This window comes from Myxococcus faecalis, from assembly GCF_050039385.1.
Lineage (GTDB): Bacteria > Myxococcota > Myxococcia > Myxococcales > Myxococcaceae > Myxococcus > Myxococcus fulvus.
In genome coordinates, this window is sequence record NZ_CP144336.1 from 1,799,435 (window position 1) to 1,811,886 (window position 12,452).

Consider the following 12,452-nt stretch of genomic DNA (forward strand, 5'->3'; position numbering starts at 1 on the left):
CCTCTCTTTGCGGCTGACAGAGTCGCCCGCTGGGGCTTCCGACGAGGATGTTGCACGCGTGTGCGAGGGCACCTTGTCGATGACGAAAGCGATGTTGCAGGTGGCAACCACGAGGTCTCGACTCGCTGAGACCATGGCGCACCTGCGGGCAGAGCCGGAGCGCCGGGGGCCAGTCCTGCGCTCTCGACGATTCTTCCGCCGCGCGCGACGCTCGATGCGACGTGCCTGGCGCAGTGCAGGCACTCCGACAACAGTCGCCCTCGCGCTTGTCGGAGCAGTCCTGTTCGGCGCTTCATTGGTTCCACCTGTGCAGCCGCCACCACCCAGCCCTCCATCTCAGTGGTCAGGAGGAACTCCGGCCGGATGGATGGTCGGCGTCGAGGTGGGCCAGCATCTGGCGTTCGCCCTCGACCTTCCCGCCAAGCCATTCCCGGACCAGAAGACCAAGAACTGCGACCCTGACCAGGCCGAGGTTAAAATCAACGGCGGTTGCTGGGTTGCTACTGACCGTGAAGCTCCTTGTGGGGAGAAGATGTACGAGTGGAAGGGGAAGTGCTACCGCCCCATCGGGAAGGACAAGGAGCCAGTTCGCGCGTTCTCGCGATAGGTGCTTGCACGCTCACCCGTAGCGTGCTACCCGTTGTCCTGTTTTTCAGCACTATTCGGCCCGCTGTAGCAGTGACCTTAACCGGCGCGCCGCACCACTAGAGATTTGGCAGTCGCGGCTGGACTGCCACCAGAAAAGGCCCGTGCACCCAGGTAGCGCTGGGACACGCGCCCTCCGGTGCTCCGTCGGCGTTTGTTAAGGTCCGTCGACGGAGCGCCACTTCGTTTCTGGGGGTCTCGTGGCTTCTCCCAACGCCGTCAGCTGTCGCAGGTCTCCGACGGGCGCGCGTGCATCACACGGACCTGAGCTCGTGAATCCGAATGCGCGGATGGCAAGTCCGCGCCCTCGGTCCGTCTCTGCGTCCTGGTTGATAGCGGGCTCATCAACGGGTCGGCACCGCGCGACGAGCTTTTGCATCAATGAGGTTCACGCCGCGAGCCAGTCCTGAGTTGGCTCGCACATTGCTCCATCGCAGTTCAGCTCCCGCTGGCGATGTCGCTAGCGGGAGACTCGGGCGAGCCTGTGACGCCAAGTTCCGTCGCAGACAACACACCTTTGTCTTGTTTTACATCCCGAGCGGGGGAAGTCCCATGTTGAGCATGGAGTTTCTGGATGCCGTACGGAAGGTTGTGCGCGAGGAACTGGATGCGCACGCGATGAAGCTCGGGGGAGACCACGACCTCCTCACGCGAGTCGAGGCGGCTGCACTGATTCGCGGGGGGCCCAGCACGATCAACCTGTGGCTGAGCAAAGGACTGCTCACGCGGTACGGCACGAAGCGCAAGACGCTCGTGAGTCGACGCGAGTTGCTTGAGGCGGCGAAGCGGGTTGAAGACGAGAACCTCACGGCCAAGGAAATCGAAGCGCGCGCGCTGAGCATCATGAGGGCGAGCTGATGGGCACCGTCTATCTCCGTGCCGACTCGAAGTTCTGGTGGATTGGCTGGGTCGGGGCCGACGGGCAGGAGCGCTACAAGTCCTCGAAGTCGACGAAACAGGGTGACGCTCGGAAGATGCTCGACGTCATCGAGCGGCAGGTGCGCGCTGAGAAGGAGAGCGGGCTGGTGGGCAAGGACCTGGGTCCGCTCACCGTGCGCCGCTTCACGGCCAGTTGGCTGACGGCGCGTCGGGCCCGCGGTGTCGCGTCCATCGACGACGATGAGACGCGCCTCTCCCACGCGCTCCCGCTTATCGGGGACATGGTGTTGGCCGATGTCCGCCCCCGGCACCTCCACGGACTCGTCCGCGCCCTAGAGATGAAGGCGCCGCGGCTCGCGCCGAGGACCATCCTGCACGTGTACGGTGTGCTCCGGGTCATGTTCGGCGACGCAGTGAGGGAGGAGCTCATCACCGCGTCACCGTGCGTCCTCACAGCCCGCCGCGGGGAGCTACCTAAGAAGAAGGACAAGAACCTCGTGTGGCGCCACACCGCCATCTTCACTCGCGAGGAAGCGGTGATGCTGATGACGGACAGCCGAATCCCCGTCCACCGTCGAGTCCTGTACGCGCTCCTCTTCCTCGGAGGGATGCGCATCAACGAGGTGACGCCGCGGCGATGGAGCCACTACGAGCCGCACCTCCAGCCGTTGGGCAAGCTGCTCATCGCGAGCAGCTACAGCATCAAGAAGCGCCTGGAGAAGGCGGCCACCAAGACGGGGGTGGTGCGCTCACTGCCAGTTCATCCTGCGCTCGCGCGCGTCCTACGCGAGTGGAAGGAAGAGGGGTGGGCGTGGACCTTCAACCGCCAGCCGACGGCAGAGGACTTCATCGTCCCGGCGATGAACGGGACGGACGTCCTCAACTCCACCTCGGCCTACAAGCGGCTGCTCGAGGACCTGGAGCAGCTCGGCCTACGGCCGCGCCGGCAGCACGACGCGCGGCGAACCTTCATCACCTGCGCGCTCGAGGACGGCGCGCGGAAAGAGCTGTTGCGCTGGGTCACTCACGGCCCGGAAGGAGACATCGTGGACGCCTACACGTCGCCCTCATGGCAAGTGCTGTGCCAGCAGGTTGCCCTGCTGAGCTACCCCTTCCCCGAGCCCTCGCCTGCGACGGGCGAAGGCTCTGGGGGAGGCAATTTCCTACGGCAAAACTACGGTACTGCTAACTGCGCTGAACCACTCATGAATCTGAGTGGAGGCGGCGGGAATCGAACCCGCGTCCGAAAGCCTTCCGCTCTTCGACCCTACGTGCGTAGTCCGCGATTTGCTACGTCCCCAAGACTCCCACGGACGGGATTCCTGGAGCCGGTCCTGGATAGGTCTCGCCACCTCGGGTCCAGGCACCCTCGGCAGCCAGCCCGCATTATGACGGTCGATCCCAACCCCACGGGCCGAGAGCTGGGGGACCGCGCACTAAGAGCTGTTTTTAGGCAGCCAGCGCGAGCTCAACGTTGTCGTTGGCTTTTGTGTCTTTGCCGGGTTGGATTTACGAGCTACCTGACAAGCTCGGCACGCGTCTCGAACTTCCTTGCCCCCGTCGAAACCAGGTCGCCCCCGGTAGTTGACTGCTTGCTCCACTGGCGGTCACCACGTCGACCGCATCTTCTCCACATTAACCGCTGAAGCGCCCTCGTCAATCCTCCTGAGCGTCCACCAGCCCACGTTCCCGCACGCGGACGGACACTCACCCTCGAAGTCGCTTCCCCTCCCGCCTCACCCGCGTAGGGTCGCCCCCTCGCTCGGCCAGCGCCCTACCCGCCCCGCCCGAGCCCTCGAGGACACCGCATGAGACGACTCCTACCCTTCCTCCTCCTCCTGCTCCTGGGCACCGCGCTCCCCGCGCTCGCGCAGCCCCAGGCCGCCTCCCAGGCGTTCCCCTACACCCTCAAGACGGAGAAGCTCTCCAACGGCCTCACCGTCGTGCGCGTGCCCTACCCGTCCCAGGGAATCGTCTCGTACGTCACCGTCGTCCGCGTCGGCTCGCGCAACGAGGTGGAGGCCGGCAAGACGGGCTTCGCCCACTTCTTCGAGCACATGATGTTCAAGGGGACGAAGCGTCACCCCGAAGGCGAGCGCGAGCGCATCCTCGGCACCTTCGGCTTCGACGACAACGCCTTCACCACCGACGACATCACCCTCTACTACTCGTACGGCCCCAGCGCCGGCCTGCCCTTCCTCATCGACATCGAGGCGGACCGCTTCCGAAACCTCGAGTACTCCGAGCCGTCCTTCCGCACCGAGGCCCTCGCCGTGCTCGGCGAGTACCACAAGAACGCCGCCGCCCCGTACCTCAAGATGGAGGAGGCCCTCAACGCCGCCGCCTTCACCAAGCACACGTACCGCCACACCACGCTCGGCTTCTACGACGACATCAAGGCCATGCCGGAGGCCTACCAGTACAGCCGCGACTTCTTCGAGCGCTGGTACACTCCCGACAACACGATGCTCTTCATCGTCGGTGACTTCGACGATGACCAGGTCATGAAGCTCGTGCGCGAGCACTACGGCCCGTGGGACCGCAAGACGGCCTCCATCCAGGTCCCCAAGGAGCCGCCGCAGACGCAGCCGCGCACCGCCCACGTCGACTGGCCCCAGCCCACCCAGCCGCGCCTGGTCCTCGCGTGGCACACGCCCGCGGCCTCCGCCAACACCTCCGACTCCGCGCTCCAGACGGTGCTCGTCGCCTACCTCGTCGGCCCCACCAGCCCCGCCTACAAGCAGCTCGTCCTCGACAAGCAGCTCGTCGAGGCCATCGGCAGCGACTACGTCGAGCACCGCGACCCGCACCTGTTCTCGCTCACCGCCACGCTCAAGAACGAGAAGGACTACGACCGCGTGCGCCTCGCCCTGCTCCAGGAGGTCAGCCGGCTCGCCGCGGGCAAGGTCGACGCCGCGCGCGTCAAGGCCATCCAGGACAACGCCCGCTACGGCGCGCTCATGGCGCTCCAGACGCCACGCGACGTGGGCATCCAGCTGGGCTGGTACGCCGGCATCCTCGGCACGCCCGATGGCCTCCAGCGCCAGCTCGCCAACCTGGCCAAGGTGACGCCCGCGCAGCTCTCCGAGTTCGCCAAGCGCCACCTCAAGGCCACCAACCTCACCCTGCTCAGCCTCACCCCCAAGGTCTCCGACGCCGGAGGGACGAAGTGATGAAGACTCCTCGCCTGTTGTCCCTCGTCGCCCTCGCGTCCCTCGTCGGCTGCGCGTCCACGCCCAAGCCCTCACCCGTGCCGGAGGCGCCTCAGCCCACCACCGAGGCCCCCGCGCCCGAGGCCCCCGCCCAGGCGGCGAGCACGCCTCCCACCGAGGTCCCCGCGGTTCCGCTCCAGCAGCCCAAGCCCCTGGAGCTGGTCGTCCTCGCGCGCCCTGGCACGCCCATCGTCACGTTCCGGCTGGTGTTCCACTCGGGCTCCATCGACGACCCGAAGGGCAAGGAGGGCCTCACCGCGCTCACCGCCACGCTGATGGCCGAGGGCGGCACGCAGAAGCTCACCTCCGCGCAGCTGCTCGAGACGCTCTTCCCCATGGCCGCCGAGCTGGACGTCGCCACGGACAAGGAGTTCACCACCTTCTCCGGCCGCGTCCACAAGGACTTCCTGCCGCGCTACCTGGAGCTCTTCACCGACGTGCTGCTCGCGCCGCGCCTGGACCCGGCGGAGCTGGAGCGCCTGCGCGCCAACGCCATCAGCGACGTGGAGAACGGCCTGCGCAGCGCCAATGACGAGGGGCTCGGCAAGGTCGCCCTCGACGCGCTCCTCTACGAGGGCCACCCCTACGCCCACTACACCGGCGGCACCGTCCAGGGCCTCAAGGCGATCACCCTCGACGACGTGAAGGCCCACGCCCAGCGCGTCTTCACCCAGGACCGGCTCGTCGTCGGCCTGGCCGGCGCGGTGGACGATGCGCTCAAGGACTCGCTCCTGTCGCGTCTTGGGGGCCTGCCCGCCTCGGGTGCGCCGCGCGTGACGCTGCCCACCGTGCCCTCCACCGCCGGGCGCGCGGTCATCATCCAGAAGCAGACGCTCTCCACCGCGGTCAGCATGGGCTACGTCAATCCCGTGCGCCGCGGTGACCCGGACTTCTTCCCGCTCGCCTTCGCGCTGTCGCACCTGGGGGAGCACCGTCAGTCCATCGGCCTGCTCTTCACCGAGCTGCGTGAGAAGCGCGGCCTCAACTACGGCGACTACGCCTACGCCGAGCACTTCATCGAGGACCCGGGCACGACCTACAACCGCACCAACATCGCGCGCACGCAGCAGGACCTCACCGTGTGGATCCGCCCGGTGGAGCCCGCCAACGGCATGTTCGCCACGCGCGGCGCCGTCTTCTACCTGGAGCAGCTGGTCAACGCGCCGATTTCCCAGGAGCGCTTCGACCTGATGCGCGGCTTCCTCCAGGGCTACTCGCGCCTGTGGGAGCAGACGGACCCGCGCAGGCTCGGCTACGCCATCGACTCGCTCTTCTACGGGACGCCGAACTACCTGGAGCAGTACCGCCAGGCCCTCACGAAGATGACGCCCCAGTCCGTGCAGGAGGTGCTGCGCCGCAGGCTTCACCCCAGCGCGCTGTCCTTCGCGTTCGTCACCCAGGACGCGAAGGGGCTCGCCGACGCGCTGCGCGCAAGCCCGCCGTCCCCCATCACCTACGCGTCCGACAAGTCGCCCGAGCTTCTGGAAGTGGACAAGTCCATCGTCCCCTTCAAGCTCCCCGTCCGAGCGGACGCCGTCACCATCGTTCCCGCGCAGTCATTCATGGAGAAGTAGCGCGAGGCTGTATTTCGGCCCGAGGGGTGGGTCATTTGTTTCCGCCCCTCGGGAGCCGATGGTATGAGCTGCCATCATGCGAGGCACCAGCTCCGGCCCTTTCTCCTGGTGGCGGCCCCTGCGCAGCTCCGTCGCCCGACTCGCCCTGCTCGGCCTCGTTCTGGCCTCGGTAGCGGCCCACGCTCAAACAGACCCCTTCACGCGCGGCTTCGACGCCGTGCCCAACAAGCCGACCACCGCGCAGAACAGCGGCATCGCGCTCGAGGGCACCTACGGCGGTGAGCCCGTGGGCAGCTTCCGCGGCGCGCTGCTGTTCGACTTCAACTGGCGAATCCTCGCCCTGAAGCTCGGCGACGAGAAGCTCGGCGACCTGCTGCCGTACCGGCTCGATGCGCACCTGCTGTTCGCCTATCAGCTCCACGAGCGGTTGGAGATTGGCGTCGACCTGCCCGTCACCCTCCTGCAGGGCGACAACTTCAAGCTGCTGCGGGACGCGCTCGACGCGCCGAACTTCCCGGGCGCGGCGGGCGTCAGCCGCACCACGCTCGGGGACATCCGCGTGGTGCCTCGCGTGCACCTGTTGGACCGCGAGAAGTTCCCGGTGGGCCTGTCGCTCATCGCGGAGGTCCGCGCGCCCTCCGGCTCCGCGGACAGCTTCACGGGTGAGCGCGGCTTCCTGTTCGCGCCGCGCCTGGCGGTGGAGCAGCGCTTCGAGGTGCTGCCCATCCCCATCCGCGTCGTCGGCAACGCGGGCGTGCGGATCCGCAAGGAGGCCCAGTACCTCAACCTGCTCGTGGATGACGAGCTGACGCTCGGCGGTGGTGTCATCGCGGAGCTGCCGAACATGGGCCGCTTCACGGACGTGCAGGCCACGGCCGAGATGCACATCGCCACGCCGCTGGTGCGCCCGTTCAACTTCGACCAGTCCGACACGCTCAAGACGCCGTGGGAGGTGCTCGTGGGCGCCCGCACGAAGGTCTGGGGCAACTGGGGGCTGGAGCTGAACGTGGGGCGCGGCATCAACCTCACCACGGGCTACGGGCGCGAGGCGCTGCGCGTGATGTTCGGGCTGCGCTACGACCAGAGCTTCGTGGACTCGGATGGAGACAACGTGCCCGACAACCGGGACCGCTGCCCCAACGAGCCCGAGGACAAGGACGGGTTCATGGACAGCGATGGCTGCCCGGACCCGGACAACGACGACGACGGCATCGTGGACGGCGAGGACAGCTGCCCCAACGTGAAGGGGACGAAGGAGCTCAAGGGCTGCCCCGAGGTGGACACCGACGGCGACGGAATCACCGACCAGTTCGACAAGTGTCCGGACAAGCCCGGCCCGAAGGACTACGACGGCTGCCCGGACACGGACGGCGACGAGGTGCCCGACAACGAGGACGACTGCCCCGACATGTTCGGCCCGCCGGAGAACAACGGCTGCCCGTTCGACTCGCCGCCGTACGTGTTCGTCGAGTCGGACCGCATCCGCATCAAGGGCAACGTGCTGTTCGAGACGGGCTCGGCCGTCATCCAGAAGCGCTCGTATCCGCTGCTGGACGAGGTGGCCACGGTGCTGCGGAAGAATCCCACGCTCGGGCCGGTGCTCATCGAAGGGCACACGGACAACCGCGGCTCGCGGCAGCTCAACATGGGCCTGTCGGACAAGCGTGCTCGCTCGGTGCTCGAGTACCTGGTGGGCAAGGGCATCGACCGCAAGCGCTTGAGCTCGGAGGGCTTCGGGTTCGACCGGCCCATCTCGACGAACGACACCGCGCTGGGTCGCGCGAAGAACCGCCGCGTCGACTTCCGCCTCATCCGCTCCGAGGTGGAGACCGAGGGTCGGGAGACCGTCGTCCCCGCGGGACAGCAGCCTCCGGCGGGCAAGGAGGCTCCGGCGACGAAGCCTCCCGAGGGTGGCGCGAAGAGCGCGCCCGCGACTCCGCCGGCGACGAAGCCTCCTGACAGTGCGGCGAAGAGTGCGCCTGCTCCGGCGACGAAGCCTCCTGAGAGTTCTTCGAAGCCTGCGCCCGCGACGGCTCCTGCGGCGAAGACGGCGCCGGCTGCGGCTCCGCCTGCGACGAAGCCTCCCGAGGATGCTTCGAAGACGGCTCCGGCGACCAAGGCACCGGAGAGCACCCCGAAGCCGGCGACTCCAGGGAAGTAACCCGCCTCACTCGCGGCGCCGCGAGACCTCAGCGTCTCGCGGTGCGCCGCGTGTTCAGGGGCGTTGCTCGATGCATCCGAGCCGGCGCATTCATCTCGTGCGCCGCAGCGCAGTCCTGCCTGCGCGTCCGCTCGCTGCTTCCGCGTGGGCGCGTTCGTCCCGAGCGCAGCAATCTTGCTTGCGCATCCGCTCGTTGCACCCACGTGGGCTCGTCATCCCGAGCGCAGCAATCTTGCTTGCGCATCCGCTCGTTGCACCCACGTGGGCTCGTCATCCCGAGCGCAGCAATCTTGCTTGCGCATCCGCTCGTTGCACCCACGTGGGCTCGTCATCCCGAGCGCCGCAGTCCTGCCTACACATCCGCTCGTGGCCCCCTCATCGGCGCGTTCGTCCCGAGCATTGCGATCCTGCTCGCGCATCCGCGTGTTGCGCGCGTGAGGCATCACGCTGAGCGCCGCGCCCCAGCCAGCGCCCGTCGAGGCATCCACGAGGGACGCCAGGCCCTCCCCCGCTACTGCTGCTTGAGCGCCCGCTCGATGCGCCGGCGCAGGGCGTCCTCGGACAGGGCGCCGCGCTGCGCGTCGGTCACCTTGCCCTCACGGTCCAGGAAGTAGAGCGTCGGCAGCGCGTTCACCTCGAACGCCCGCGCCATGTCGTCGTCCGCGTAGACGACGTAGGGCTTCAGGTCCGGCAGGTGACGGCGGATGAAGTTGTCCACCAGCTTCGGCGCCATGTCGCCGTCGTCACGACTCGCCGCCAGGAAGACCAGCCCCTGCGACTCGTACTCCTTCGCCAGCTTCACCAACGCCGGCATCTCCTCGCGACACGGCGGACACCACGTCGCCCAGAAGTCCAGCATCACCACCTGGCCCCGCAGCTCCTCCAGCTTCAACACGCCGCCCTCGTGGCGCTTCATCTCGAACGAGGGCGCCGCCGCGCCATCCGGCACGAGCTGCGAGCGACGCGCCTCCAGCACGCCCAGGTACACCACCCCCGCCAGCCCCAGTCCGGCGAGCAGGGCCATGAACACCTTCGTCCCCACGCCCGTCGGCTTCATGGGCGGCGGCGCGCCGATTCCTTGCTGCGTCACGAAAATCCACTCCTGGTCAGGCGGTCATGCACCTGCCTCAACATCCAGCGCACTCCGCTCCGAGCCACCGGCCTGCGTGACACCCACCGCGCCACGTCCGGGCCGAAGCGATAGTAGCCACGGATGAACCCGCGCCCGAGCACACTCTTCCTGAGCACGTCGTCCCGGTACGCCCGGAACGCCACCAGCTCCGGCGCCCCCTCACCGAACGCCACCGTCGCCACGAAACACGAGGACGCCGGACTCACCCACATGAGCCGCTGGTTGGTGAGGTTCACCACCACCTTCAGCTCCCGCGCCTCCGTGTACAAGAAGCCGAGCAAATCCCTGCGCGCCGCGGGGAACTCCTGTCCGCTCGCCTCCTCGAACTCGATGCGCGACGAGTTGGTGGAGCCCACCTCGTCCACCGTGAAGAAGTAGCGCTTCGAGCTGCGACGGACCTCCACCTCCAAGCCGCGCAGTTCCCCGAAGTACGCGAGGAACGGCGTGCCGCACACCGGGCACACGAAGCGGTTGTACGCGTGGTTCGTCAGGAAGGCGTAGTCCCCCACCCGCTTGCACCCGGTGTTGGGACACACCAGCTTCACGCTCGCCTGCGGCGCGGGCCGGGGGTCGTACCGCGAGCCTCCCGACGTCTTGTCGAACACCGGCGGAGGCCGTGGCGGTGACGTCACCAGGTGCCGCGTCGGATGCGCGGCGCGCTCCAGTTCCTGCGCGCGTCGCCACGCGGTCTCCGCCGCCTCCAGTCGCCCGCCCGCCGTGTGACACAGGGCCTCGCCGTGCGCGAGCAGCGCCGCCACCAGCTTCTCCAGCGCGGGCGCCATCGAGGGCTCACGCCCCGCGGCGAGCGCCTCCGCCAACACCTTCTCCATCTCCGGCAACAACGCCTGGGCGGCCTTGCGCGAAGGGTCCTCGGCCCGTCGGTACACGGGGGGCTCGGGGATGCGGGTGAACAACGCCGACGCGGACGCCCGGATACGCTCCACCACCGCGTCTCCACGTCCCACGTCCATCTGCGCCGCCCGCGTCCGGGCGGCCTGGAAGAGTTCTTCGGGCTGCAAGCCCGCGGACATTAAGTGTCGTCCGCCCCCCTGTCAGCGCGGATGACACACCCCCGGTCGGAAACTGGCCACGCGCCGCCGCCTCATGTAAGACGACGTGGGAGGCTGTGAGCATGGGAGCTTTGAAGTTCATCGTCTGGACGGCTTGCGCGGTGGGGCTCGGCATCTTCCTGTCGTCGGGGCAGGTGGACGGCAGGACGCCGCTGCAGCACATGGAGCGGACCTGGAAGCGCGCCGTGAAGCCCGACACCGTTGATCGGATGAAGGAGGGGCTGGAGGACGCGTACGAGGACGCCAAGGGCGCTGTCTCGCGGTCGACGGATGCGGCCCCGCGCGAGCGGATCACCGCGGAGGACCGCGCGGCGGTCAACCGAATCATCGCCCAGAAGAAGTAGCCTGGCGGACAGGCCCGCTTCCGCGACACGACTCCCCTCCCTAGGTTGCACCCGGTGGATGGGCGGCGTCGGGGCGGAGGTGGGGCATGAACGGGGCTCCTTTCAACAGATTCGTCATTCTTGGCGCGCTCGTGTGCGCGCTGGCCACACCGGCGGAGGCCGCCGGTCGGGGTCGGCTGTGGCTCGAGGCGCAGAATCGTTCGCTGAACAACCAGCGGGCCACCCTGAGCGAGGTGGCCCGACGGGCCATGCCCTCGGTGGTCTCCATCACCACGCGGCAGCTCAGTGACGAGACGCCCGCGGGCGAGGAGCCCCAGAAGGGCATCGGCTCGGGCTTCATCATCCACGCGGACGGCTACATCCTCACCAGCGCGCACGTGGTGGAGGGCGCCTCCGAGGTCATGGTCTCCGTCATGCACCCGCGCGGCTACGCGGAGGAGTACCTGGCCCGGGTGGTGGGCGAGGACAACCGCACCGACTGCGCGCTCTTGAAGATCGAGGCGCCGCGCCGGCTGCCGGTGCTCAAGCTCGCCTCCGCGTCGCACGTGCGCTCGGCGGACTGGATTGTCGTCATCGGCAATCCGTTCGGCCTGTCCCACTCGGTGACGGTGGGCGTGGTCAGCTACATGGGCCGCACGGACGTGACGCCCAACGGGCGCGACGGCGACTTCGACTACATGCAGATGGACGCCTCCATCAACCCGGGCAACTCGGGTGGCCCCGTGCTGGACCTGCACGGCGACGTGGTGGCGGTGGCCAACGCGGTGAACGTCGCGGGCCAGGGCATCGGCTTCGCCATCCCCATCGACATCGCGAAGACGGTGATTCCGCAGCTCAAGGCCCACGGGCGCGTGCGCCGGGGCTGGCTGGGCATCAGCGTGCAGGACTTCTCGCCGGAGGTGGCCGAGGAGTTCAACCTCCGCCAGGGCCCGGGCGTGGTGGTGACGGAGGTGGTGGAGGGCGGCCCGGGCGAGCGCGCCGGCCTGCACAGCGGGGATGTCATCGTCGGGCTCGACACCCGGCGCGTGAAGCGCGCGCACACGCTGCGCTGGCAGGTGGCGGCCCGGGGCGTGGGCCATGACGTGCGGCTGCGCGTCAACCGGCTGGGCAAGCCCCTGTACCTCAAGGTGAAGCTGGAGGAGATGCCGACCGAGCAGCCCGCCACCGCGCTGGCCGCCCACCGTCAGGGACGCCGGCCCGCCGGGGCCCAGTCCGTGCTGGACGACCTGCTGTCGCCCGTGCCCCGGAAGAAGGTGCAGCCGCCAGCGGCGCCGGAAGTCGAGCCGGACGGCTGGGGTTCCGAAGACGGCGCTCCGGCGCCCTGAGGCCGCCCCGAGCCCACACGGGTCTTCCCGCGTGTCCTTGCGTTCGGGTGGCATGGGCGCTAGACAGTGCGCCTTTTTCGTACCCGGCGGCGGGTCCACCCCGTGTGGCG

Annotated in this window: 8 protein-coding genes and 1 other RNA gene; 6 read left to right on the top strand and 3 right to left on the bottom strand. The window is 68.4% G+C overall.

Translation table 11 applies throughout. From position 1 onward, the window contains the following. Positions 1–1,197 precede the first annotated feature (1,197 nt). Positions 1,198–1,503 carry a hypothetical protein gene (locus VZQ01_RS06815; protein ID WP_426747277.1) on the top strand — a complete coding sequence of 102 codons (306 nt, stop codon included), beginning with the start codon at positions 1,198–1,200 and terminating at the stop codon, positions 1,501–1,503. A gap of 1,234 nt (positions 1,504–2,737) precedes the next feature. Here VZQ01_RS06815 and ssrA read toward each other — a convergent pair. Beyond that, positions 2,738–3,103: a transfer-messenger RNA gene (gene ssrA, locus VZQ01_RS06820) on the bottom strand. Positions 3,104–3,332: 229 nt separating this feature from the next. On the opposite strand from ssrA, the gene VZQ01_RS06825 reads away from it, so the two are divergent. From VZQ01_RS06825 to VZQ01_RS06835, 3 genes are all read left to right on the top strand, one after another. Continuing rightward, a complete protein-coding gene (locus VZQ01_RS06825) occupies positions 3,333–4,697 on the top strand; it encodes a M16 family metallopeptidase (protein WP_426747278.1) in 1,365 nt (454 codons plus the stop codon). Beyond that, positions 4,697–6,310 carry a M16 family metallopeptidase gene (locus tag VZQ01_RS06830; RefSeq protein ID WP_426747279.1) on the top strand — a complete coding sequence of 538 codons (1,614 nt, stop codon included), beginning with the start codon at positions 4,697–4,699 and terminating at the stop codon, positions 6,308–6,310. The genes VZQ01_RS06825 and VZQ01_RS06830 overlap by 1 nt, the downstream gene beginning before the upstream one ends. Positions 6,311–6,386: 76 nt before the next feature. Further along, on the top strand, positions 6,387–8,471 hold the full coding sequence (locus tag VZQ01_RS06835) for an OmpA family protein (RefSeq protein ID WP_426747280.1): 2,085 nt from the start codon (positions 6,387–6,389) through the stop codon (positions 8,469–8,471). Between the two features lie 511 nt (positions 8,472–8,982). On the opposite strand, the gene VZQ01_RS06840 is transcribed toward VZQ01_RS06835, so the two are convergent. Together VZQ01_RS06840 and VZQ01_RS06845 are read right to left on the bottom strand one after the other, a co-directional pair. Next, a complete protein-coding gene (locus VZQ01_RS06840; protein WP_223748975.1) occupies positions 8,983–9,528 on the bottom strand; it encodes a TlpA family protein disulfide reductase in 546 nt (181 codons plus the stop codon). 29 nt (positions 9,529–9,557) lie between these two features. Beyond that, the gene (locus VZQ01_RS06845) at positions 9,558–10,634 is read right to left on the bottom strand and encodes a BRcat domain-containing protein (protein ID WP_141332872.1); all 1,077 of its coding nucleotides are present in this window, start codon (positions 10,632–10,634) and stop codon (positions 9,558–9,560) included. 101 nt (positions 10,635–10,735) lie between these two features. Between VZQ01_RS06845 and VZQ01_RS06850 the strand changes: the two genes are divergently transcribed. Further along, a complete protein-coding gene (locus VZQ01_RS06850; protein WP_046712255.1) occupies positions 10,736–11,017 on the top strand; it encodes a hypothetical protein in 282 nt (93 codons plus the stop codon). Positions 11,018–11,103: 86 nt separating this feature from the next. Next, a complete protein-coding gene (locus tag VZQ01_RS06855; protein ID WP_408891165.1) occupies positions 11,104–12,342 on the top strand; it encodes a S1C family serine protease in 1,239 nt (412 codons plus the stop codon). Positions 12,343–12,452: the final 110 nt, after the last annotated feature.

What these genes read in the sequence shown, in the direction of transcription:
- VZQ01_RS06815 (WP_426747277.1), top strand. Translation starts at nt 1,198, where the DNA reads ATGTTGAGCATGGAGTTTCTGGATGCCGTACGGAAGGTTGTGCGCGAG.
- VZQ01_RS06825 (WP_426747278.1), top strand. Translation starts at nt 3,333, where the DNA reads ATGAGACGACTCCTACCCTTCCTCCTCCTCCTGCTCCTGGGCACCGCG.
- VZQ01_RS06830 (WP_426747279.1), top strand. Translation starts at nt 4,697, where the DNA reads ATGAAGACTCCTCGCCTGTTGTCCCTCGTCGCCCTCGCGTCCCTCGTC.
- VZQ01_RS06835 (WP_426747280.1), top strand. Translation starts at nt 6,387, where the DNA reads ATGCGAGGCACCAGCTCCGGCCCTTTCTCCTGGTGGCGGCCCCTGCGC.
- VZQ01_RS06840 (WP_223748975.1), bottom strand. Translation starts at nt 9,528, where the DNA reads ATGAAGCCGACGGGCGTGGGGACGAAGGTGTTCATGGCCCTGCTCGCC.
- VZQ01_RS06845 (WP_141332872.1), bottom strand. Translation starts at nt 10,634, where the DNA reads ATGTCCGCGGGCTTGCAGCCCGAAGAACTCTTCCAGGCCGCCCGGACG.
- VZQ01_RS06850 (WP_046712255.1), top strand. Translation starts at nt 10,736, where the DNA reads ATGGGAGCTTTGAAGTTCATCGTCTGGACGGCTTGCGCGGTGGGGCTC.
- VZQ01_RS06855 (WP_408891165.1), top strand. Translation starts at nt 11,104, where the DNA reads ATGAACGGGGCTCCTTTCAACAGATTCGTCATTCTTGGCGCGCTCGTG.